This is a genomic window from Amaricoccus tamworthensis (assembly GCF_049800875.1).
GTDB lineage: Bacteria > Pseudomonadota > Alphaproteobacteria > Rhodobacterales > Rhodobacteraceae > Amaricoccus > Amaricoccus tamworthensis.
Map to the genome: position 1 here is coordinate 167033 of NZ_JBNAFV010000006.1, position 20245 is coordinate 187277.

The 20245-nt window shown below is 64.1% G+C and carries 24 protein-coding genes; 14 read left to right on the top strand and 10 right to left on the bottom strand.

Translation table 11 applies throughout. The annotated features are described in order from the left end of the window. Positions 1-152 precede the first annotated feature (152 nt). Together ACP15P_RS12555 and ACP15P_RS12560 are read left to right on the top strand one after the other, a co-directional pair. Positions 153-530 carry an ArsR/SmtB family transcription factor gene (locus ACP15P_RS12555; RefSeq protein WP_424928810.1) on the top strand — a complete coding sequence of 126 codons (378 nt, stop codon included), beginning with the start codon at positions 153-155 and terminating at the stop codon, positions 528-530. A 15-nt stretch (positions 531-545) separates the two neighbouring features. Further along, a complete protein-coding gene (locus ACP15P_RS12560) occupies positions 546-707 on the top strand; it encodes a hypothetical protein (RefSeq protein ID WP_424928811.1) in 162 nt (53 codons plus the stop codon). On the opposite strand, the gene hemC is transcribed toward ACP15P_RS12560, so the two are convergent. Beyond that, positions 704-1642 (bottom strand): hydroxymethylbilane synthase, encoded by a 939-nt coding sequence (gene hemC, locus ACP15P_RS12565; protein ID WP_424928812.1) that lies wholly within the window; start codon positions 1640-1642, stop codon positions 704-706. The genes ACP15P_RS12560 and hemC overlap by 4 nt on opposite strands. A 76-nt stretch (positions 1643-1718) precedes the next feature. Between hemC and hemE the strand changes: the two genes are divergently transcribed. Beyond that, the gene (hemE, locus tag ACP15P_RS12570; protein WP_424928813.1) at positions 1719-2753 is read left to right on the top strand and encodes a uroporphyrinogen decarboxylase; all 1035 of its coding nucleotides are present in this window, start codon (positions 1719-1721) and stop codon (positions 2751-2753) included. Here hemE and ACP15P_RS12575 read toward each other — a convergent pair. Both ACP15P_RS12575 and ACP15P_RS12580 read right to left on the bottom strand, forming a co-directional pair. Beyond that, the gene (locus ACP15P_RS12575; RefSeq protein WP_424928814.1) at positions 2750-3217 is read right to left on the bottom strand and encodes an SRPBCC family protein; all 468 of its coding nucleotides are present in this window, start codon (positions 3215-3217) and stop codon (positions 2750-2752) included. The genes hemE and ACP15P_RS12575 overlap by 4 nt on opposite strands. Continuing rightward, the gene (locus ACP15P_RS12580; RefSeq protein WP_424928815.1) at positions 3204-3539 is read right to left on the bottom strand and encodes an ArsR/SmtB family transcription factor; all 336 of its coding nucleotides are present in this window, start codon (positions 3537-3539) and stop codon (positions 3204-3206) included. The genes ACP15P_RS12575 and ACP15P_RS12580 overlap by 14 nt, the downstream gene beginning before the upstream one ends. 153 nt (positions 3540-3692) lie before the next feature. On the opposite strand from ACP15P_RS12580, the gene ACP15P_RS12585 reads away from it, so the two are divergent. After that, entirely contained in the window at positions 3693-4820 is a 1128-nt protein-coding gene (locus ACP15P_RS12585) for an endonuclease/exonuclease/phosphatase family protein (RefSeq protein WP_424928816.1), read from the top strand. A 34-nt stretch (positions 4821-4854) separates the two neighbouring features. Here ACP15P_RS12585 and ACP15P_RS12590 read toward each other — a convergent pair whose 3' ends face one another. Both ACP15P_RS12590 and kce read right to left on the bottom strand, forming a co-directional pair. After that, positions 4855-5067: a hypothetical protein gene (locus tag ACP15P_RS12590; protein WP_424928817.1), complete on the bottom strand. Its 213-nt coding sequence runs from the start codon at positions 5065-5067 to the stop codon at positions 4855-4857. A 334-nt stretch (positions 5068-5401) separates the two neighbouring features. Beyond that, positions 5402-6334: a 3,5-dioxohexanoate:acetyl-CoA acetone transferase gene (kce, locus tag ACP15P_RS12595; RefSeq protein WP_424928818.1), complete on the bottom strand. Its 933-nt coding sequence runs from the start codon at positions 6332-6334 to the stop codon at positions 5402-5404. Positions 6335-6490: 156 nt separating this feature from the next. Here kce and ACP15P_RS12600 point away from each other — a divergent pair, with 156 nt between their 5' ends. Next, on the top strand, positions 6491-7027 hold the full coding sequence (locus ACP15P_RS12600; protein WP_424928819.1) for a GNAT family N-acetyltransferase: 537 nt from the start codon (positions 6491-6493) through the stop codon (positions 7025-7027). A gap of 9 nt (positions 7028-7036) precedes the next feature. Here the strand turns inward: ACP15P_RS12600 and ACP15P_RS12605 are convergent, their stop codons facing one another. After that, positions 7037-7252: a hypothetical protein gene (locus ACP15P_RS12605; RefSeq protein ID WP_424928820.1), complete on the bottom strand. Its 216-nt coding sequence runs from the start codon at positions 7250-7252 to the stop codon at positions 7037-7039. Between the two features lie 251 nt (positions 7253-7503). Here ACP15P_RS12605 and ACP15P_RS12610 point away from each other — a divergent pair, with 251 nt between their 5' ends. Then, positions 7504-8199: a Crp/Fnr family transcriptional regulator gene (locus ACP15P_RS12610; RefSeq protein WP_424928821.1), complete on the top strand. Its 696-nt coding sequence runs from the start codon at positions 7504-7506 to the stop codon at positions 8197-8199. A 9-nt stretch (positions 8200-8208) separates the two neighbouring features. On the opposite strand, the gene ACP15P_RS12615 is transcribed toward ACP15P_RS12610, so the two are convergent. Next, positions 8209-8454: a hypothetical protein gene (locus ACP15P_RS12615; protein ID WP_424928822.1), complete on the bottom strand. Its 246-nt coding sequence runs from the start codon at positions 8452-8454 to the stop codon at positions 8209-8211. Positions 8455-8612: 158 nt separating this feature from the next. Here ACP15P_RS12615 and ACP15P_RS12620 point away from each other — a divergent pair, with 158 nt between their 5' ends. From ACP15P_RS12620 to ACP15P_RS12650, 7 genes are all read left to right on the top strand, one after another. Further along, positions 8613-9005, top strand: a complete 393-nt coding sequence (locus tag ACP15P_RS12620) for a RidA family protein (protein ID WP_424928823.1) — start codon at positions 8613-8615, stop codon at positions 9003-9005. 26 nt (positions 9006-9031) lie between these two features. After that, a complete protein-coding gene (locus tag ACP15P_RS12625) occupies positions 9032-9922 on the top strand; it encodes an alpha/beta hydrolase (protein ID WP_424928824.1) in 891 nt (296 codons plus the stop codon). A 268-nt stretch (positions 9923-10190) separates the two neighbouring features. Continuing rightward, positions 10191-11045 (top strand): lysozyme family protein, encoded by an 855-nt coding sequence (locus ACP15P_RS12630; protein ID WP_424928825.1) that lies wholly within the window; start codon positions 10191-10193, stop codon positions 11043-11045. Next, positions 11029-13119 (top strand): flagellar biosynthesis protein FlhA, encoded by a 2091-nt coding sequence (gene flhA / locus ACP15P_RS12635; RefSeq protein WP_424928826.1) that lies wholly within the window; start codon positions 11029-11031, stop codon positions 13117-13119. Before ACP15P_RS12630 ends, flhA begins: the two co-directional genes overlap by 17 nt. A gap of 31 nt (positions 13120-13150) precedes the next feature. Continuing rightward, positions 13151-13897, top strand: a complete 747-nt coding sequence (locus ACP15P_RS12640; RefSeq protein ID WP_424928827.1) for a flagellar biosynthetic protein FliR — start codon at positions 13151-13153, stop codon at positions 13895-13897. Further along, complete coding sequence (locus ACP15P_RS12645; protein WP_424928828.1) at positions 13894-14988, top strand: EscU/YscU/HrcU family type III secretion system export apparatus switch protein; 1095 nt, start codon at positions 13894-13896, stop codon at positions 14986-14988. The genes ACP15P_RS12640 and ACP15P_RS12645 overlap by 4 nt, the downstream gene beginning before the upstream one ends. Then, on the top strand, positions 14985-15401 hold the full coding sequence (locus tag ACP15P_RS12650; RefSeq protein WP_424928829.1) for a hypothetical protein: 417 nt from the start codon (positions 14985-14987) through the stop codon (positions 15399-15401). Before ACP15P_RS12645 ends, ACP15P_RS12650 begins: the two co-directional genes overlap by 4 nt. A 12-nt stretch (positions 15402-15413) precedes the next feature. Here ACP15P_RS12650 and ACP15P_RS12655 read toward each other — a convergent pair whose 3' ends face one another. The 3 genes from ACP15P_RS12655 to ACP15P_RS12665 all read right to left on the bottom strand — a co-directional run bounded on the left by ACP15P_RS12655 (position 15414) and on the right by ACP15P_RS12665 (position 18943). After that, positions 15414-16904 carry a DUF1214 domain-containing protein gene (locus tag ACP15P_RS12655; protein WP_424928830.1) on the bottom strand — a complete coding sequence of 497 codons (1491 nt, stop codon included), beginning with the start codon at positions 16902-16904 and terminating at the stop codon, positions 15414-15416. Positions 16905-17015: 111 nt separating this feature from the next. Then, positions 17016-18182 (bottom strand): MFS transporter, encoded by a 1167-nt coding sequence (locus ACP15P_RS12660; protein WP_424928831.1) that lies wholly within the window; start codon positions 18180-18182, stop codon positions 17016-17018. A 5-nt stretch (positions 18183-18187) separates the two neighbouring features. Further along, the gene (locus tag ACP15P_RS12665) at positions 18188-18943 is read right to left on the bottom strand and encodes a DeoR/GlpR family DNA-binding transcription regulator (protein WP_424928832.1); all 756 of its coding nucleotides are present in this window, start codon (positions 18941-18943) and stop codon (positions 18188-18190) included. 352 nt (positions 18944-19295) lie between these two features. Here ACP15P_RS12665 and ACP15P_RS12670 point away from each other — a divergent pair, with 352 nt between their 5' ends. After that, positions 19296-20219, top strand: coding sequence for an IS110 family RNA-guided transposase (locus ACP15P_RS12670; protein ID WP_424928833.1), 924 nt, complete (start codon positions 19296-19298; stop codon positions 20217-20219). Positions 20220-20245 lie beyond the last annotated feature (26 nt).

A 20245-nucleotide genomic window follows, 5' to 3' on the forward strand; every position in this document is an offset into this window, starting at 1 on the left:
AAATATCTGATTTAAATGGAAAAATTGAAACGGGCGGAATCCGGCTTCGGCTTTTTGTGCGCCGCAATGGCAGGGATTCCCCACCCCGCCGCAACCCGGGCTTCATTCAACCAAATGGTTGACTTTTTTCCAGGCGCGGGCTTGGTGACACCATGGACGCCCCCGCCGAGCACAACCTCGATCTTATCTTCGCCGCTTTAGCCGACCCGACCCGTCGCGCCATCCTGCGCACCCTGCTCGACGGAGAGAGAAATGTGGGCGACCTGGCCGAGCCGCTGCCCATGTCGCTCGCCGCCGTCTCGAAACACCTCCAGATCCTCGGTCGCGCCGGTCTCGTCTCCCAAAACCGCCAGGGCCGCATTCGCACCTGCCGCCTGGAGCCGGACGGACTCCAGAACGCTTTCATCTGGATGCAGGGCTTTGGCGCCTTCGCATTCGAGGATTACGACGCGCTCGAATCCTGGATCGAACGGGCCCTGGACCCGGAAGGCATCGACGACCCGGACCCCGACACCACACACGCACCCTGAACGAAGGAGCCCACCTTGGACCCCGTCACCCTCGCCTATTACGGACTCGTTTGCGGCCTCGTCAGCATGTTCGCCCCGTTCGTCCGCACCCGCGGAGCCCGCTTCGCCACCGGCATCTTCATCGGTCTGGTCGCCGCCGCCTTCCTGCCATCAATCCGGCAGTATCTGGGAATTTAACCGAAGAACCCCTCACCGGCCCGCGCCCTCAGAACCGACGCCGCCTCCGCGCCCATCGCCGCGCCATCGGCAATGACGCCCTCTATCTCGTGAGTCAGGCATTCCGACCCGTCCGGCCGCAGAATTTCGCCGCGCAGCCGCAGCCCCTCGCCCGAAATCTCCGCGAGCCCGCCAATCGGCGTCTGACACGATCCGTCCAAACCCGCGAGGAACGCCCGTTCCGCCACAAGCCGCTGGCGCGTCGGAATATCGTCAATCGCCCCGAGCATCTCCGATACCCGCACGTCATCCAACCGCTGCTCAATCCCGATCGCCCCCTGCGCCACCGCGGGCAGCATGTCGTCCGGCTCAATCGGCCGCGTTGCCAGATCCTCCATCCCCAGCCGCCGCAGCCCGGCCATCGCCAGAAACGTCGCAGACGCCACACCCTCACGCAGCTTCCTCAGCCGCGTCTGCACATTCCCGCGAAATTCCACCACCTCCAGGTCCGGACGGCGATATTTCAGCTGCGCCCGCCTGCGCAAACTCGACGTGCCCACCACCGTACCGGCGGGCAGGTCAGCCAGACCACCCTCACCCAGGGTAATAAACGCGTCCCGCACGTCCTCACGCGGCAGATAACAGGTCAGTTCCAGGCCGTCCGGCTGCACCGTCGGCATGTCCTTCATCGAATGAACGGCAATATCAATCGCGCCGGACAGAAGACCTTCCTCAATCTCCTTGGTGAACAGCCCCTTGCCCCCGATCTCCGAAAGGGGCCGGTTCTGCACCCGGTCGCCGGTGGTCTTGATCGCCACGACCTCAAACGCGTCCTCCGGGAGGCCATGCGCGGCCATCAGCCTGTCACGTGTCTCATGCGCCTGGGCGAGTGCCAGAGGGCTGCCCCGCGTCCCGATGCGCAGCGGTTGGTCAGGTGACGGCAGCTCAATACCCATTACGGCCTCATATCCCTTTTCATTCCGGCCCGTATCGGTAAGGTCGCGCGCGCATATTCGCAAGTGGGGTGGCCCGATGACACAGAGCAACAAAACAATCCTGCGCGCCCTGCGCGGGGAAAAACTCGCCACACCGCCCGTGTGGATGATGCGCCAGGCGGGTCGCTACCTGCCCGAATACCGTGCCACCCGCCAGACCGCCGGCTCCTTCCTCGACCTGTGCTACAACCCCGACTTCGCCACCGAGGTCACGCTCCAGCCCATCCGACGCTACGGGTTTGACGCGGCCATTCTCTTTGCCGACATCCTTCTGGTCCCCCAGGGCCTCGGCGCCGACCTTACATTCGTCCAGGGCGAGGGCCCGCGCCTGTCGACCGTGCAGAACGCGGATGATTTCACCAAACTCAAACCGGCCGACGCTGTCCACGAAACCGTCTCTCCCATCTACGAGACCGTGCGCCGCCTCTCATCGGAACTGCCGCCCGAGACGACACTGATAGGTTTCGCCGGCGCGCCCTGGACCGTCGCAACCTACATGATCGCCGGTCGCGGCACCCCGGACCAGGCCCCCGCCCGCCGGCTGATGTATTCCGACCGCACGACCTTCGACGCGCTGATGGACCGCATTACCGAGGCCACAACCCTCTACCTGCTCAAGCAAATCGAAGCGGGCGCGGAGGTCGTGAAAATCTTCGACAGCTGGGCCGGCGCCCTGCCCGGGGGCGAATTCCACCGCTACGCCATCGCCCCGGTCATACGCATCGTCGACGCAATCCGCGCAAAACACCCGGACGTGCCGATCATCGGCTTCCCCCGTGGCGCGGGCGGCAGCTATGTGGATTACGTCAATGAGGCCGGGATCAGCGGCGTGGCTCTCGACACCTCCGTCAACCCGGACTGGGCCGCGCGCACACTCCAGCCCAAACTCTGCGTCCAGGGCAATCTCGACCCGCTCCTGATGGTCCTGGGCGGCGACGCGCTGACATCGCAGACCAAACGCATCGTGGAGGCCTTCTCCGGCGGCCCCCACATCTTCAACCTTGGCCACGGCATCACCCCCGACGCCGACCCGGCCAATGTCGACGTAATGCTGAAGGCCATTCGCGGCTAGCGGGACCTCACCGCCGCGCGCAGGCTGCCAAGGTGCTCGTCCCATCCCGGGTCGAGATGCCCAAGCAGCCCCAGCGCCCGCCCGGCCATCGCGGCCTCGACACCCTCATGGAGCAGCGTAAGCCGCGTCCCGCCCAGCGCCTCCTCCAGAATGAACGTCACTTCCGTATCCGCGGTGCCCATCTCCTCGATCACAAACGTCACCCGCAGGAGCGACGGCGCCCGCATCTCCAGCACCCGCCCCCAGATCAGGGCCACCTGCCCGCCATCATCCCCGGCGCGCGTCAGCGTATAATCCCGCCCCTCGGCCAAATCCTGCCGCGCCGGATGATACCAGCGCCCCAGCTTCTCCGTGTTAGTCAGGAACGACCAAACCACTTCCCGTGGCGCGTCGAAAAACGCGGTTTTGGTGATCACATCCCTGTTAGCTGCCACTTCCGGCCGCATGGTCTCAGTCATCGTCATCTTTCCTCTCCTCCATCTCCTTTGTCACCGCCTCCTGCAACGCAGCCAGACGCCCATCCCAGAAGCCGCTGAAATACCCAATCCAGTCCGCTGCACCGCGCAGGGCATCGGGTTCCAGCCGGTTGACCTTCTCCCGCCCCCGCGAATGCACCGAAATCAGATCGCCCTCCCGCAGGATGATCAGGTGCTTTTTGACCGCCGCACGGGTGATCTCGAAGCGCTCCGACACCTCGCCAATCGACATCTCCCGCTCGGCCAGCATCATCAGAATGTCCCGTCTCGTGGGGTCCGACAGCGCCCTGAACACGTTCTGCACGTCCATAGCGATTCCCTCGTGATACCTTTTGGTATCACATATATATGAAACCATAAGGTATCACGTCAAGCAAAACACCGGCAATGCGCCAAAGCCCCAAATTTGCTATGCTGACCCGGCACGACCCGCATCCGCGCGGTCAAAAAGGGAGTGACGATCATGGCCCTCAACATGCGAAACATTACCTTCGCAAGCTTCAACCTCCACAACCTTCAGCTTCCCGGCGGGCCAATGTACCCGCAAAGCCGCCCCTACACGGACGCTGAATATGCCGAGAAAATCTGGTGGCAGGCCGACCGCCTCCGCGCCTTCAATGCCGACGTGGTCGCCTTCCAGGAGGTCTGGTCCGCCGACGCCCTGCGCGAAATGATCCGCACGGCCGCGATGGAGGACGACTACGACCTCGCCTTCATCAGGGAAGGCGACTGGGACGGCGTCGCCGTCGCCTGCGCCGTGCGCAAACCCTGGGAGATCCTCGCCACCACCCGCCACAAAGCCTTCCCCGGCTCCATGCGGCTCGCCAAACGCAAACGCTCCATGGAAAACATCCGCGAGGAGCCACCCCTCGCCGACGCGGAGGTCTCGGCCGAGGATGACGACGCCTTCGTGCCAAGCCAGGAGGACGAGCGCGTCCAGGTCGATATCGACGAGTTCTCCCGCTCCGTCCTTCAGGTCACCATCGGCCACTCCCGCGCCACACGCCCCTCCGTCCCGCCGATGGAGGTGTTCTGCGCCCACCTGAAATCCAAACTGGCCACACCGCTCGACAATGAGGAATACCGCAACCCGGCCATCCAGCCGCACCGCGCCGCCCTCGGCACCGCGCTCTCAACCATCCGCCGCATCGCGGAGGCCACGGCCCTGCGCATCATTCTCACGGAAACCATGAAGGACAATGACCGCCCCGTGGCCGTTCTGGGCGATCTCAACGACAGCGAGCACTCAAATACGCTCGCCATCCTCACCGGACAGCCAAGCTTCCGGGTGGTGGCTACAAGCCGTGCCGCAAAACGCGATGATGACGGCCTCTATTCAGCCGTCGCCCTGCAAAAACTGAGGTCACTGGGTGACGTCTACTACACGCACGAATATCGAAACGTGCGCGAGGTTATCGACCACATCATGGTGTCTGAACAGTTCTATGACTGGTCAGACAACCGCCTGTGGTCCTTCCAGGAGCAGAGATACTACAACGACCATGTGCCGGTAGAGACCCGAACCGCAACCGATCACGGACTGGTCCGCGCCGAATTCCGGTGGGCGCCGGCAGAGGGCGTTGACGTCTGAACCAGGACCGGTTCAGACCCCGCCTCCAGGGAGTTTAGCCAGCCGCAGCCGGAGCGTTACCCAACTGCTGTGAAACGCGGATGGCCACCGCCTCACAGTAGGACCGCTCGGACTTGGTCAGGCTGGGCATGCGCGCCGCCTTCCAGGCTTCCACATCCGCAACTTTTCCGTGTGCCGCGAGCAGTTTGTCAGCGGTGTCACGAACGGCGCGCGCATAAACAGAGCGGTCCTTAAAAAACAACATCATCGTTAATACTCCTTCCGACTAAGGGAATGATGCGCCTTGTTTCAAATTCTAACAACCTCTTGGAAAACGGACGGTTAACACCAAATCTTTTTGTGTCGCCATCGCCTCAGTCAGGGTAAACCATTTTCGTTTTTTTGCGGATGTGAACACTCCGGACGCGCAATCCGAAAACTTCCCGCACGAACGAAACCGTGCCTCCAGGGGCCTGCGAATCAAATTTGGCAAAAATTTGGCAAAACGGTCATACGCGCCGCGAATCACCCCCGGTCCGCACCCGCATGACCCCAGGCGGGCAGCCCCAGGCCGCCCGCTTTCGACGTCGCGCGAAACTCTCCTAAAACGCGACCCTGTCGCCCCCTTTGAGGTTCAGGATCTCCCGCGCCTCATCCGGTGTCGCGACCGAACCGCCAAGGCTCTCGATCAGCGTTTTCGCGATCTCCACCTGTTCCGCATTGGACCGCGCCAGCCGCTTCGGCCCCGCCCAGAGAGAGTCCTCCAGGCCAACCCGCACATTGCCGCCCATCGCCGCCGCCATTGCGGCAATGCGCATCTGCGAGGCCCCGGCCCCAAGCACAGACCAGACATAGTCGTCCCCAAACAGCCGGTCCGCCGTGCGCTTCATGTGCCAGACATCATCCTCATGGGCCCCGATCCCGCCCATCAGGCCAAACACGGTCTGAATAAACAGCGGCCCCTCCACGAAACCCTCACGATAGAAGTAGTGAAGATTATAGAGGTGAGCCGTGTCGTAACACTCAAACTCAAACCGCGTACCCGTCCGGTTCAGGGTCTCGAACGCGTATCGAATGTCCTTGTACGAATTGCGGAACACCAGATCCCAGGAGCCTTCCAGGAAATCCCGCTCCCAGTCGTGGTCAAACTCCTTATACCGGTTGAGCATCTGGAACAGGCCGAAATTCATCGACCCCATGTTCATGGACGCGACCTCCGGCTGCCAGGTCGCCGCCGGTTTCACCCGCTCCTCAACACTCATATAGGGCGACCCGCCGGTGGTCAGGTTCACCACAACATTCGACCGCTGCCGGATCACCCGCAGGAACGGCTCAAACGCTTCCGGTGTCTGGTCCGGCTGCCCGGTTTCGGGATTGCGCGCATGCAGATGCACGATCGAGGCCCCGGCCTCCGCCGCACCAATGGCCGCATCCGCAATCTCCTCCGCCGTCACCGGCAGATGCGGCGACATGGATGGCGTGTGAATGGCACCCGTCACGGCACAGGTGATGATTGTTTTTCCTGACTTTTTCATAATGTCCCAAAGCGTTTCGTCCCCAAGGCCGGCACACTGCCCCACTTCCCAGGCCAACTCAACCAGGGTCCGCAGTCACCACGCCCGGTGGACAAAAGGGATGGCCCCGCAGCAGTCCCGCGACTAAAACACGACCGACCAATCCGGAGGCGACCCATGGACATCCGCTCAGGCCATACCGGCCTCGAACAGGACATAACCGAAGTTTTCACGGAAACCTTCACCGCATCCGAAGGCCCTGACGAGGGCCGCGCCGTCGGCACTCTCGCCGCCAATCTGATGAAAACCACCCCGCCCGAAGACCTCCACGTCTTCACCGCACATAACGGCGACGGCCTCACCGCCTGCATCATGTTCTCGCGGCTCACCTACCCGGAGGACACCCGGACGGTCTTCATCCTGTCACCCGTCGCGGTCCGACCCGACCATCAGAAAACCGGCATCGGCACAAAACTCATCACCCACGGCCTCGACACGCTCCGCCGCAACGGCACGGATTACGTCACCACCTATGGCGATCCGGACTATTATATCAGAACGGGGTTTCGGCAGATCACCACGGATTTCGCGGCGCCGCCCCTGCCTCTGTCGCAGCCCATCGGCTGGCTTGGGCAGTCTCTCACGGGTTCCGGCGACCCCCTCGCCGGTCCATCCCGCTGCGTTCCGGCCCTGAACCGGCCGGAGCTTTGGTAAACGGCGGCCTCAGGCCACCCGATCGCGGCGCGTAGCGCCGGTCAGACGGGCAACCCGCTCCTCAACGGCCCGGCGAAACGCCTCGTCATCCATGGTCAGACCAGGTGCCCGCGCCCGCTCCGATGCGGCCTGAATGGCGTGAACACCATGGGACACCACAAGATTTTCCGCCTCGGACTGAATTTTGCGTCCATATGCAATGCGATCGGCAAAGTTCGGAAACATGAATTTTTCCCCCACGAAAGATGGGATGATCCTGCACCCGACTAAAATTTGAATCAATGCGTTTGTTAGCAAAGGGTTAACCCACGTGCTTAACCCGCCACACCCCGAAGGGCCGCAAAATTCCACCAGTCCGCGAAACCGCGCTCCGGGTTTCAACCCGTTTTCCGCATCGACCCTCCCGAAAACCGCGCTACACTGAGCCGGTATTTTCAGGGACGGGACACTGACGGGTTCCGGCAACAAACGGTGACATGATGGATTCCGACACCGGCGACAGCCCCCGTAACAGCGCCTTCCTCGACGCCCTGACCCCGGAGGACCGCAGCGAGCTTCTGGCCCTGGGGCACACGCGCGACTACAAGGCCGGCACCACGATCTTCATGCGCGGCGACCCCGGCGACACCCTCTACGTGATCGAGGAGGGCCGGGTGGAGATCAGCCTGACCTCCCTCGGCGGCCGCCGCTCGGTCCTCAACCACATGGGTCCTGGCGAGATCCTGGGCGAGATCGCCCTGCTCGACAACGGCACCCGCAGCGCCGACGCGGTCGCGGGCACCAAACTCCGGATGCTCGCCCTGTCGCGGGCCACCATCGTGCGCTTCCTCACCTCCCGCCCCGACACCACAATGGCCCTGATCGCCGGGCTTTGCGGCCGTGTCCGCGAGGCCGTGGGCATGTTCGAGCTGCAAACACAGATCAACGCCCGCGCCCGTGTCGCCCGCTGCCTGACCATCATGGCCTCGAAATGGGGCGCCGAGGACGAAAACGGCGACGTCCGCATGGAGGTCACGCTCTCCCAGTCCGACATCGGCGAAATCTCCGGCCTCGCCCGCGAAAACGTCAACCGCCAGATCAAATCCATGGTCGAGGACGGCATCCTCCGCATGGAGGGCCGCACCATGGTCGTCACCGACCTCGAGGCGCTTGAGGAACTCTGCGACGAATAAAGGCCCGCCTCAGGAGGCGCCGCGCATCCCGGCCCGCTCGCGGTAATCCACCGCCCAGGGACCATGCCCCAGTACTCTGTCCACCCGTGCGGCGACGAAGCGGTAAAACGCCGCATCCTCCGCATCTCCACCCTGCTCCCGCACCAGTTTTTTGGCCTCCTCCCGCGCCGCAAAACCGTGCAGGTAAATCAACCGTTCGGCCTCGTCCCGGACCGCACGTCCATAGGCAATACGCTGTGGTAAAAATCGATACACATCCAACCCCCAAAACAGGCGCAGGATTCCACCAGGCCGCCCGCGAGGCAACGATTTGGTTAACAGTTGGTTAACAGACGCATCCCGGGCTCTCGCTCCAACGTGGCAAAAACCCTGGTTCCAGGCTATGCTCCCGCCAAAACGGGAGGGACCGGACCATGCGACAGCTCATCTCCAACGGAAATCCGATGGAGGAGGTCGTGGGCTTCAGCCGCGCCGTCCGCGTCGGCCCCTGGATTTCCGTCGGCGGCACCGCCCCCGTGGACGCGGAGGGCAAAACCGTCGGCATTGGAGACGTTTACGCCCAGACCACACAGTGTTTCGAGATCATCAAAGCCGCCCTCGAACAGGCGGGCTCCGGCCTTCAGGACATCGTGCGCACCCGCGTCATCCTCACCGACATCGACACCTGGAAAGACGCGATCGAAGCGCGCAAAAACTACTGCCTCAACGCCCGGCCCGTGGACACCATCATGGCCGTCACCCGCTTCGTAAACCCCGAATGGCTGGTCGAGATTGAGGTCGACGCCGTCATTCCCGACTCCAACTGACACAAGCGACACTGCCGGAGGGCCCCATGTATACCAGCGTCAGCTTTCCCTCCGAAGGCGCGGACCTGCGCGGACGCCATTACACCCACGGCGACACCGGCCGCCCCACGGTCATCATGACCCACGGCACCTCCGCCACGATCACCATGGGCGTCGACCACTATGCCGAAGCCCTGTTTGAGGCCGGTCATGACGTGCTGCTCTACGATCACCGAAACCTCGGCCACAGCGGCGGTGAACCGCGCCAGGAGATCAACCCCTGGATCCAGGCCCGCGGCTACCGCGATGCCGCGCGCTTCCTGCGCCGCAACCGGCCCGACCACCCCGTCATCCTCTGGGGCGACAGCTTCTCCGCCGGTCTCGTTCTCGTGGCCGCCGCCCTCATCGACAATGTCGCAGCCGTAATCGCCCAGATCCCGGTCTGCGGCGTCGCCATCCCCGACACCACCTTCGATGAAACCCACTTCGCCACGCTCCGCGAAATCTTCAACGGCGGCGACGTCTCCGGCGGCCCGGAGCAGACCACTGGCCCCATCCCCGTGGTATCCGCCGACCAGCTCAACACCCCGTCCCTGCTCACACCAATCCAGGCGTTCCGCTGGTTCATCGAATACGGCGGCCGCCACGGCAGCGGCTGGGAAAACCGCGCCACACGGGTCATCCCCGACACACCCGTCCCCTGCATCCCCTTCGTCACCGCCACCCGCCTTACCATGCCGGTACAGATGATGATCGGCCGAGACGACGAGATGGTTCACTGCAACCCCGCCGCCCAGCGCGCCGTGTTCGATCTCATCCCCGGGGAAAAGGAATTCATTGAGATCCCCGGCGGCCATTTCGGCCTCCTCTGGCACGGCAGCGACGAATTCAACATGGCCGTCAAAGCGCAAACCGCTTTCCTCAACCGCGTTCTGTAAACTCCCTCTGCTTACGTCCCCGCCCATCTTCTGAGGGCATCGCGGACCTCGGGAGGCGCGTGAGCGCATCCCATGGGAGAGGTCTGCGCTGCCCGGCGTCGCCGCCGGGCGGGACGGTTGAAATGGACATGCACCCCCGGTCCACCGCATGCACGGTTCCACCTCCCATCCCCGATTCCCCCTCATTTGACGACAATTTTCGCTAACCTCCTGGTAACCACAAACTCCTAGAGATTAACGCATTCGGCGAATTTGAGGAGAATCCCAAATGCTGCCCCGTGCTGCCATAAGGCTCAGCGCCATGCTGATGCTGACGCTTGTTTCGTCGGCCGACACCGCGCGCGCTGATGACGGGGACTATAACGCCGTACTCTGTGAGCGGGCCATCATCAATGGCGCGAGACGAGGTGGTGTGCCGGTGGAAATCCTGCACGCCATCTCCCTCACGGAAACAGGACGCAAAACGGGCGGCAAACTCCGCCCCTGGCCCTGGGCCATCAACCGCGAGGGCAAAAGCCACTGGTTCGACAACGGCCAGGACGCGCTGGACTTCGCCCGCCGCTCGGTCGCCGCGGGCCGCAACAGCTTCGACGTGGGCTGCGTCCAGATCAACTACCGCTGGCACGGCCACGCCTTCCCCTCACTGGAGGCCATGTTCGACCCCGAATGGACGGCCACCTACGCCGCACAGTTCCTCCGCACCCTCTACGAGGAACGCGGCAGCTGGTCGGAGGCCGCGGGCGCCTACCACTCCCTGACCCCGGAACTCGCCGCGAAATACCGTGCCCGGTTCGACCGTCTGCTGGCCCAGACGGCCCCGGACGCGCTCAGCCTGCCCCAGGGTGAGTTCACCTTCCGCACCACCGCGCTGACGGAATCCTCCAGCCGCGCCCGCCGCATGGCACGGCGCGAGGCAAACCGCCTGGCGCAGGAGGAACGCCGCCGCCTCGCCGGACCGCCCCCCGAACCCACCGCCGGATCGGTGGGAAGCTCCATGTTCCTCCCGGCAAACGGCTCACTGCTGAATTCCGGAACGACCCTGCTTAACGATTCCAGCCCGCTGCTGACCGCACCTTCGGCCGGCCTGTTTGAAAGCCCATCCAGCAATGCCAACGAATTTTAGTATCACCGCCCTCTACCAGCCCACCGTGCTCCTCGCGATGGCGCTCATGGCCGTCATCGTGATGATGGTCCTGCCCATGCCGTCCTGGGTCCTCGACCTCGGGCTGGCCGGGTCGTTTGGCATTGCCATTCTGATCTTCACGATCACCCTCTTCATCCAGCGCCCGCTGGATTTTTCCGCCTTTCCGACCGTTCTGCTGGCCAGCCTCATGCTGCGCCTCTCGCTCAACGTGTCCTCCACCAAACTCATCATCGGCCAGGGCCACACCGGCACCGACGCGGCGGGCAACGTGATCGAGGGCTTCGCCATGTTCATCATGGGCGGCTCGGTCTTCCTCGGCCTCGTGGTCTTCACCGTCCTGCTGATCGTGAACTTCATCGTGATCACCAAGGGCGCGGGCCGCATGGCCGAGGTGGGCGCCCGCTTCGCTCTGGACGGAATGCCCGGTAAACAGCTCGCCATCGACAGCGACATGGCCGCCGGCGCCATCAACCACCAGCAGGCCTCCGAACGCCGGAAAATCGAGCAGGAGGAAACCACCTTCTTCGGCTCCCTCGACGGTGCCTCGAAATTCGTGAAAGGCGACGCCATCGCGGGCCTCCTGATCACGCTGATGAACCTCGTGATGGGCCTCGTCATCGGCGTCGTGCTGCACGACATGCCCGTGGGCCAGGCCTTCCAGACCTATGCCATCCTGACCGTGGGTGACGGCCTCGTCAGCCAGATCCCCTCGGTCATCATCTCCATCGCCACCGCGATGCTGCTGTCGAAGGGCGGCGTGATCGGCTCGACCGACAAGGCCCTGATGTCCCAGCTGGGCCAGTACCCGATCGCCCTGGCCACCGTTGGCGGCCTCATGGCCATCTTCGCCTTCATTCCCGGCCTGCCCTTCATGCCCTTCCTGATCGGCTCGGTCCTGCTCGGCATCGCCGCCTGGGTCGCATATTCCAACCAGGAGAAGGCCGAAGCCGAGGCCGCAGCCGCCTCCGACCAGCCCCAGGAGGAAACCGCCACCAGCAAATCGCTCGGCGACCTGCTGGACGTGGACGAAATTCACATGGAATTCGCCCCCGACCTCGTGCCGGTCGTCATGGACGAGGCCACCGGCCTGGACGCGCGCATCTCCAACATGCGCAACCACATCGCCCAGGAGTTCGGCCTGATCCTTCCGGAAATCCGCCTCACCGACAACCCGTCCCTGCCCCACGGCACCTATGCCATCCGCATCCAGGGCGTCGAAGCCGCCCGCAGCGCCATCGAGACCCGCAAGGTGCTGGTCCTCCTGCCCGACGACGAGGCGCCCTCGCCCGAAGGCCGCCTGGTGGCCGAACCCGTCTACGGCGCCCCCGCCCGCTGGATCGACCCGGAGAAACAGGAAGAGGCCGCCATGATGGGGCTGTCCGTCGTCACTCCGACCGAGGTCGTCGCGACGCACCTGCTTGAGATCGTCAAATCCTGCTTCGGCCGCCTGTTCAACCGCCGCGCCATGCGCCGCCTGCTGGACGAGTTCACCTCGCTCTCCGACCGCAAGCGCGCCGAGATCAACAAGAAGATCCTCGACGAATTCATCCCCGACAAGTTCCCCATCGACACGCTTCAGGCCGTCCTGCGCCTGCTGCTGGAGGAACGCGTCTCGATCCGCAATCTGCCGCTCATCCTGGAATCCGTGGGCGAGGTCTACTCGCCGACCACCAGCCCCGAGGCGATCTGCGAACATGTCCGCCACCGCCTCGGCTTCCAGCTTGTGGCCGAGGTGGCCGAATCCGATGGCGCCGTGCCGCTGATCCAGCTCAACCCGGCCTGGGAGGAGCTGTTCCAGAAGTTCCAGCTGCCCGATGGCTCCGGCGTCGTGGACGTGGCGCTGCCGCCCAACGAGTTCAACAAACTCGCCAACTCCATCGCCGAGAAAATCGCCAATGCCGGCGCGTCCGGGCGCTACCCGGCGGTTGTGACCTCCACCAAACGCCGCCGCTTCCTGCATACCGTTCTGGCGGCCAAGGGCATCCGCAACCCGGTCCTGTCCTTCGAGGAAATCGGCACCAACTCCCGGCCCGCGGTTCTGGGTCTCGCCTGACATGTACCAGGGCCTCGCGGAGATCCTGGACATGACGGAGGCCGGCATCGTCGGCTTCATGCTTGTGTTCTGCCGGGTCGGCGGCGTCATGTTCCTGCTGCCCGGTTTCGGGGAGCAGTCCATCCCGATGCGCGTGCGCCTCGCGGTGACCTTCGCATTTGCCCTGGTGATCTGGCCCATGCTCGTGGGCGGCCTCGCCGACCCGCAGTTCGACAACCCCCTCTACCTGATGATCGCCACCGAGGCCATCATCGGCCTGATGCTCGGCATCTCCATCCGCTTCATGGTCTGGGCCCTGCAATACGCCGGATCGGTCGCGGGCCAGGCCACCTCGCTGGCCCAGATCTTCGGCAGCAACAACATGGACCCCATGCCGGTCATCGGCAACATCCTCATGCTGGGCGGCATCACCCTCGCGGTGGTCGGCGGCCTGCACGTGAAAGCCGCCATGGCCATGGCCCAGTCCTACGAGATCCTGCCCATCGGCCAGGGCCTCCCGGCCGAGGATGTCGTGACCTGGGGAACCGCAAAATTTGCCGACGCCTTCGCACTCGGCTTCTCCCTCGCCGCCCCCTTCGTTCTGGCGGCCTTCGCCTACAACATCTCACTCGGCGCGATCAGCCGCGCCATGCCCCAGCTCATGGTCGCCCTGATCGGCGCCCCGGCCATCATCGGCGCGACAATCCTCATCTTCTTCCTGTCCGCTCCGGTCATCCTGACTTACTGGAACGGCAAAATGGATCTCGTGCTCTCTGAACCCCTGGCGACACCGCGATGAGTGATCAATCCGGCGGAGGCGGTGAAAAGACCTTCGACCCGACGCCGCAACGTCTGGCCGAAGCCCGCAAAAAGGGCGACATCCCGCGTTCCCAGGACGTCACCGCAGCCGCCACCTATATCGGCTTTCTCGCGGTCGTCATGACCACCGGCGCCTTCGCCGTGCGCGAGGCCGCCTCGACCCTGATGATCTTCATCGACAGCCCCGACCGACTGCTCGGCAAGGTGCTCGGCCCCGGCGGCCCCGGCCTGATGGCAGACATCATGACCGAGGCCCTGCTCGCCATGGCCCCGTTTTTCTTTGTGCCCATCGTGGCGGTCATCGCCAGCGTCGCGGCCCAGCAGGCCGTCGCCCTGTCCGGCGACAAGCTTCAGCCGAAACTGTCGAAACTTTCGATCATCAAAAACGCCCAGCAGAAATTCGGCCCCACCGGCCTCGTGGCCTTCCTGAAATCGCTGATCAAACTGATCGCGATCATGGTCACCCTGTTCCTGTTCATCCGCAGCGACATGGACCGCATGATCGGCGCGTCGCGGGCCGACCCGATGATGACCGGTGCGATGATGGGCGACACCCTCATCGTCATCATGGGCGTGATCTGTGCCATCTCCGTCTCCATCGCGGCGGTGGACTGGATCTGGCAGAAATTCGACCACGCCCGCAAACTCAAAATGTCCCATCAGGACATCAAGGACGAGCACAAGGCCTCCGAAGGCGATCCGCACATGAAGGCCCAGCGCCGCCAGCGCGGTCAGGACATCGCCATGAACCAGATGCTTCTGGACGTGCCGAAGGCCGACGTGATCATCGTCAACCCGACCCACTACGCCGTGGCCCTGAAATGGTCCCGCGAAAAGGGCTCGGCCCCGGTCTGTGTCGCCAAGGGCGTGGACGAGATCGCCCTGCGCATCCGCGAAATCGGTCTGCGCTCGAACATCCCGATCCACGACGATCCGCCCACCGCCCGCGCCCTGCACGCCACCATCAAAATCGGCCACGAAATCATGCCCGACCAGTACCGCGCCGTGGCTGCGGCCATCCGCTTCGCCGACAGCGTGCGTGCGGCCAAACGCAACGGTGACACGCAATGAAATCCGATCAGCTGAACAAGCTCGTGGCGCTTGCCGACGCCCAGAAAGCCCGTGACCTCGCCGTGCTGGAATCCGCCCTGGCCGAGGACCGCAGGCTGGAGCAGGAAATCAACGAGATGTCGAAGATCATCGCCCAGGACATGACCGACGGCGACTTCTCCGAAATGCCCTATTCGCAGTTCGCCCTGCGCCTGCAATGGGCCGACCACCGCGTGTCCGAGGCAGCCGCCCGCCGCGAGGCGCTCAGCGACAAGATCCGCAAACTCCGCTCGCTCGCCGCCATCTCACTGGGCAAACACAGCGCGCTCGAAAAACTCTCCGAACGCGCCGAAAAGCAGAAACGCGAGTTCCGCGAAGCCCGCACCGACCGCGAAACCCCAACCGGCCCGCCCCCACGGACGGACCTGGGCTAGGTCCGCCGGGCCCTACTCGACCGGCTCAAAATCCGGCAACGAGAAGGTCTTGTCAAAGAAGGCTTCCTCCGGCGCATAAAGCCGAAAATAAACAAACCAGCCGTCATCCCCCACGGTCGCCATGTGATTTGTCTCCAGCCCCTCCGGCGCATCCGGTCCAACGTACAGGTCCACCGACCCGTCGTCATTGTACTGCAACTGCTCCATGCGACTGTCGAGGCTCACATCGGAAATCTCCGTGCCACCATTGTCATAGGGCCGCCGCGTTTCCTCGCTGTAGAGTGTGAGGGACCAGAACTGCGCCACCGGCACATCCGCCGGTACATGCAGAACATAGTTCCGGTCAGCCCGCAGCATGTCACCATTCGAATCCCGCTTGGTGGTCATATAGACCTGCCCGCCCCCCGGCTGCGGATCAACCATGCCCTTGGTTGAGGCAACCGCCTCATAAAACCACGTTGCGCGTTCGTCGAACTGCTGAACCGTGTCGGTTTCCTGGGGAATGTCGAAATCGAAGCTCTTGTACCAGGACGTACCCTCCCACCAGACATCCGTGTAGCGCGGATTGACCTGAAGGTTGCGCGTCATCAGCTCTCCAAGCGCTGCACCCTCCTTAAGGATCTGGGTCTGCCGCTCGGTTGGCGCAAATTCCTCACCCTTCACAATGCCCAACGGTGCCAGCATCGCCATCCAGGGCTTGTCGATCCCGCGCACCGGCTCCTCATTAAGGATTCCGGCCAGCTTTTCCCAGTACGCCAGGCCCCGCGGCGCGGTCGCACTCCACTCGACATCCTTGCCCCGCACAAAGGTGGACGTCTCCGTATTGCCAACCGTACCCATCCGGTATTCCGCGACATAGGTGTCGTAATAGGCCGGATCGGGATCGAGAATCCGGATGCCAACCAAAACATTGTTGGTCGCACTCTGGAATACGTAAACCCCATCGGCCTCATAGGGTGCCGGATCCTCCTCCGGTCCGACCACGATATAGGTCGCCCCCTCACCGCCATCCGGTCCGGTCAGCCCAAGGTCAAACACCGGCCGCATCCACATGTCCAGAACACCACCCGCCGTCTGCCCGGCGGGATAGTCAATCTGAACCGGCCCGTCCGACAGGTCGGTGAAATTGAAGATATACGGCGTGGTCAAGTTCGCCGTCACAATGCCGCGCTTCTCCTTCAGCGTCTCCAGCACCGCAAACGCCCCCGGCTCATCGGTGCCAAAGGCCGCGCCCTGCTCATCCCGCCAGGTCGTCGTGCTCACCAGCGGCGTCGACCAGATGTAAAGCTGCGACGCCCGTTGCAGATCCATCAGATCAAACAGACGCTCCGAGGCATCCCCGTCGAAATAGCTGTCCTCAAGCACGATCTCGCCCGCAGGCGTCTCAATCACCTCGTCCCCGGCCAGGGTTGCGCTGTTGAGTGGAACCGTTTCCTGGGCATGCAGCACGGCACCGCTAACCAAAACCGTCGCCGTACCGAAAACGAATGCAAGCTGTCGCACCTGAAAAACTCCTTATCAAAAAATGCCTGTCGCTCAAAACGTGCCAGAACACTCGAACAGATGCGTGACACCTTCAAGGGCGTTTCCCGGCCTCAAGGGATCGTGATCCGATCAGGCCCGTACCACGAACCGGGCCGTCAGCGGCACCGCCGCCATCAGAACCGCGACGAGCCAGAACGCCACCGGCAGGCTGGTCATATCCGCTGCAAACCCGAGCAGCGCCGGGCCCATCAGAACCCCGGCATAGCCGGTGGTCGTCACCGACGCCACGGCCAGACCGGCGGGCATCACCTTCTGCCGCCCCGCCGCACTGAACAGGATCGGCACAAGGTTCGCCGCTCCCAGCCCGATCAGAACAAACCCCGACAGCGCCACCGCAGGCCACGGTACCAGCAGGATCGTCGCCACACCGGCCATGGTCGCCAGCCCACCCAGGATCAGCACCCGGAACTCCCCAAGCGTGGAAATCAGCCACCCCCCGGTCAACCGCGCAACCAGCATCGCGGCGGAGAAGGCAATGTACCCCATGCCCGCCACACGCGGCTCCGCCAGGTCCCGCTCAATCATCAACAGCGCCCCCCAGTCGAGCACCGCCCCCTCCACCAGGAACGTAATTCCGGCCAGCAGCGCCAGCAGCAGAACAATACCGCGCGGGACCACATACGGCTCCGGCTCACCACCTCCGGCCCGCAGCAGACGCCCCGGAATCGGCAGCATCGTCGCAAGCGTCACCGCCCCGGCAATCAGCGCCGCGACCACCACCGACACCCCAAGCGACAAAACGAGCGTCATCAGACCGGCGCCAAAAAACCCGCCAATGCTGAACATGGCATGGAAATTCGACATGATCGGCCGCCCTTCCCGGCCCTCGATTTCCGCACCATGCACGTTCATCGCCACATCAATCGTGCCGAGCGACGCCCCAAACACGAACAGAACCGCCCCCACCAGGGGCGCACTCCAGGCAACCCCCAGCAATGGCAGCATCAGAGCCAGCCCAAACCCGCCGAGCAGCACCATCGGCCCCGCGCCACGGCGGGCCGCCAGCACACCCGTCACCGGCATGGCAATGATCGACCCGAATCCGAGGCAGAGCAGAACCAGCCCAAACTGCCCCTCATCCGCGCCAATCCGCTCCTTAATGAACGGGAACAGCGGCGCACAGCTCGCCATCGCAAACCCCGCTGCAAAAAACGCCAGCCGCGTTGCCAGCCTGGCCGGAGCCGTCGCTGAATAGTCCCCCGCCGAGTACCCCGACGCCGTTGTCTCTGCCGTCATAATCCCTAAACCCCAATCACTTCCGTTCCGGCCTGCACCAAAGGCCGGGTCAGGGCCTCTTCCGCATCCGTAATCACCAGATCAATCTCATCAATCGCGAGCGTCCCGTGCCGCGCCCGCCGCCCGATCTTCGAGCCATCCGTCACCACAAAGCTCCTCCGGCTGGCCCGATGCATGGCCAGCATCACCTGGGCCTCCTCGAACTCATCGGAACTCAGCCCAAACTCCGCTTCCAGCCCACAGGCCCCAAGCAGCGCCACATCCGCCGAAATCCGCGCGGCAGCCAGAACCGCCGGATCCCCGGTCGCGATCCCGCCACTGGGATTGAGCCTGCCGCCGAGCAGAAACACCTCGATCCCCCGCTCATGGCAGGCCACCGCCACCCAGGGCGACGGCGTCACCACCAGCCGCCCCTCCTGTTTCGGCAGCTTCGAAATTACGCTCAGAACCGTAACCCCGCCATCCGCCAGGATCGTCGCCGCCGTCCCGATCCGCTCCACCGCCGCCGCGACCAGCGCCGGACTGATCCTTTCCCCCGACGCCATCCGCGACAAAAGCGGCGAGGACGGAACCGCCACCGGCACCGCCCCGCCCCGCACCCGATGCGCCAAACCGGCCGCCTCCAGCGCCAGAATGTCCCGCCGGATCGTGTCCACCGACACGCCAAACTCCGCCGCGACCTCCACCGCCACGACCTCCCGCCCATTGCCCAGCCGCTCACCGAGAATGCGCTGCCGCGTATCCGGAATATTCAAATCCATGCAATTTCCTGCACAATATTGCAGAAGGCTGCATAGGCGGTTTGTCAAAGCCGGTCAATACCAGACGCAGAACGACAGCCGTGCCAGCGCCGGACCGGGGGACGGCGCACCGCCAAACGTGTGGCGCAGTTTTATGGCGCAATGTACCTCATCGCTCACGGGATGCCCCCAACTTCAAAGGAGCGCCGGCCTGTCTATCGTGAATGTGGTATGCCTGGGACCGGCGGCGAGCCCGTGCGTCGGCCTGGGGGGATTGACCCCGGCCATGGGATTGGGCCGCCGCCGGTTGGTCTGACCAGCCTGAACAGTTGCATGTGCCGCATGAGCACGAAGACATGGACAGGAACCCAGGATGACACGGATCTTTGTTGGCGTCGACCTTTCGAAGGACTGGCTCGACATTTTCGACCCGCGCCGCGGCAACATCCGCCGTGCGAACACCCCGGCAGGGGTGAAACGCTTTCTGTCGGAACTCGACCGCGGAGACATGGTGGTCTTCGAGGCCACGAGCGGCTGCGACGGGCTTCTGCTGCGCTCCGCCCTGGGGGCGGGAATTCCCTTCCACAGGGTCAACCCGCTGCACGCCTGGCACTTCGCCCGCTCGCTCAACCTCCCAAAAACCGACCGTGTTGACGCCCGCATGCTGGCGCGGATGGGGGCGGAACGCGCGTTTGGGCCCTCTCCGGTTTTCCTGCCCGAACGGGCGGAACTGGCGGAGCTCTCCGGACGCAGGGACCAGCTCAAACGCATGGAAACGCAGGAAAGAAACCGGCTTGCCAAAGCCTCCACCGCCGCGATCCGCGCCGACATCACGGCCTCTCTCAGGGCGATCGCCCGTCGCATTCGCAAAATCGAGGCCGCCATCGACGCCTTCGTCGCCGCACACCCGCGTCTTGCGAGGCAGCTCGACCTGCTCGAGACCGTGCCCGGCATCGCGCGGGTGACCTCCGTCACGCTCCTGTCGCACATGCCCGAGCTGGGCACGCTCGACCGCCACACGGTCGCCTCACTGGGAGGCCTCGCACCACGGGCGCGGGAAAGTGGACGCTGGCGTGGACAACGGTTCACCGGCGACGGCAGGCGACAGATCCGGCGCGGGCTCTACATGGCAGCGGTCAGCGCCATGAGCCACCGCAGGCTTTGCCCGGCTTTCGTGGAACGCCTGCGCGCGAAGGGAAAGCCGGGCAAGGTGATCGCCGTGGCCGTCGCCCGAAAGCTGCTCACCATCGCCAACGCCGTCCTGCGCGACCAGAAACCCTGGCAGCCCGCCACCTGACACCACGCTCAAACGATACAGTTGCC

Coding starts and splice junctions, on each gene's coding strand:
- hemC (WP_424928812.1), bottom strand. CDS start 1,642: ATGGGTATTGAGCTGCCGTCACCTGACCAACCGCTGCGCATCGGGACG.
- ACP15P_RS12605 (WP_424928820.1), bottom strand. CDS start 7,252: ATGTTTCCGAACTTTGCCGATCGCATTGCATATGGACGCAAAATTCAG.
- ACP15P_RS12630 (WP_424928825.1), top strand. CDS start 10,191: ATGCTGCCCCGTGCTGCCATAAGGCTCAGCGCCATGCTGATGCTGACG.
- ACP15P_RS12600 (WP_424928819.1), top strand. CDS start 6,491: ATGGACATCCGCTCAGGCCATACCGGCCTCGAACAGGACATAACCGAA.
- ACP15P_RS12555 (WP_424928810.1), top strand. CDS start 153: ATGGACGCCCCCGCCGAGCACAACCTCGATCTTATCTTCGCCGCTTTA.
- ACP15P_RS12640 (WP_424928827.1), top strand. CDS start 13,151: ATGACGGAGGCCGGCATCGTCGGCTTCATGCTTGTGTTCTGCCGGGTC.
- flhA (WP_424928826.1), top strand. CDS start 11,029: ATGCCAACGAATTTTAGTATCACCGCCCTCTACCAGCCCACCGTGCTC.
- ACP15P_RS12625 (WP_424928824.1), top strand. CDS start 9,032: ATGTATACCAGCGTCAGCTTTCCCTCCGAAGGCGCGGACCTGCGCGGA.
- ACP15P_RS12585 (WP_424928816.1), top strand. CDS start 3,693: ATGGCCCTCAACATGCGAAACATTACCTTCGCAAGCTTCAACCTCCAC.
- ACP15P_RS12580 (WP_424928815.1), bottom strand. CDS start 3,539: ATGGACGTGCAGAACGTGTTCAGGGCGCTGTCGGACCCCACGAGACGG.
- kce (WP_424928818.1), bottom strand. CDS start 6,334: ATGAAAAAGTCAGGAAAAACAATCATCACCTGTGCCGTGACGGGTGCC.
- ACP15P_RS12610 (WP_424928821.1), top strand. CDS start 7,504: ATGATGGATTCCGACACCGGCGACAGCCCCCGTAACAGCGCCTTCCTC.
- ACP15P_RS12645 (WP_424928828.1), top strand. CDS start 13,894: ATGAGTGATCAATCCGGCGGAGGCGGTGAAAAGACCTTCGACCCGACG.
- ACP15P_RS12590 (WP_424928817.1), bottom strand. CDS start 5,067: ATGATGTTGTTTTTTAAGGACCGCTCTGTTTATGCGCGCGCCGTTCGT.
- hemE (WP_424928813.1), top strand. CDS start 1,719: ATGACACAGAGCAACAAAACAATCCTGCGCGCCCTGCGCGGGGAAAAA.
- ACP15P_RS12665 (WP_424928832.1), bottom strand. CDS start 18,943: ATGGATTTGAATATTCCGGATACGCGGCAGCGCATTCTCGGTGAGCGG.
- ACP15P_RS12670 (WP_424928833.1), top strand. CDS start 19,296: ATGACACGGATCTTTGTTGGCGTCGACCTTTCGAAGGACTGGCTCGAC.
- ACP15P_RS12575 (WP_424928814.1), bottom strand. CDS start 3,217: ATGACGATGACTGAGACCATGCGGCCGGAAGTGGCAGCTAACAGGGAT.
- ACP15P_RS12620 (WP_424928823.1), top strand. CDS start 8,613: ATGCGACAGCTCATCTCCAACGGAAATCCGATGGAGGAGGTCGTGGGC.
- ACP15P_RS12650 (WP_424928829.1), top strand. CDS start 14,985: ATGAAATCCGATCAGCTGAACAAGCTCGTGGCGCTTGCCGACGCCCAG.
- ACP15P_RS12660 (WP_424928831.1), bottom strand. CDS start 18,182: ATGACGGCAGAGACAACGGCGTCGGGGTACTCGGCGGGGGACTATTCA.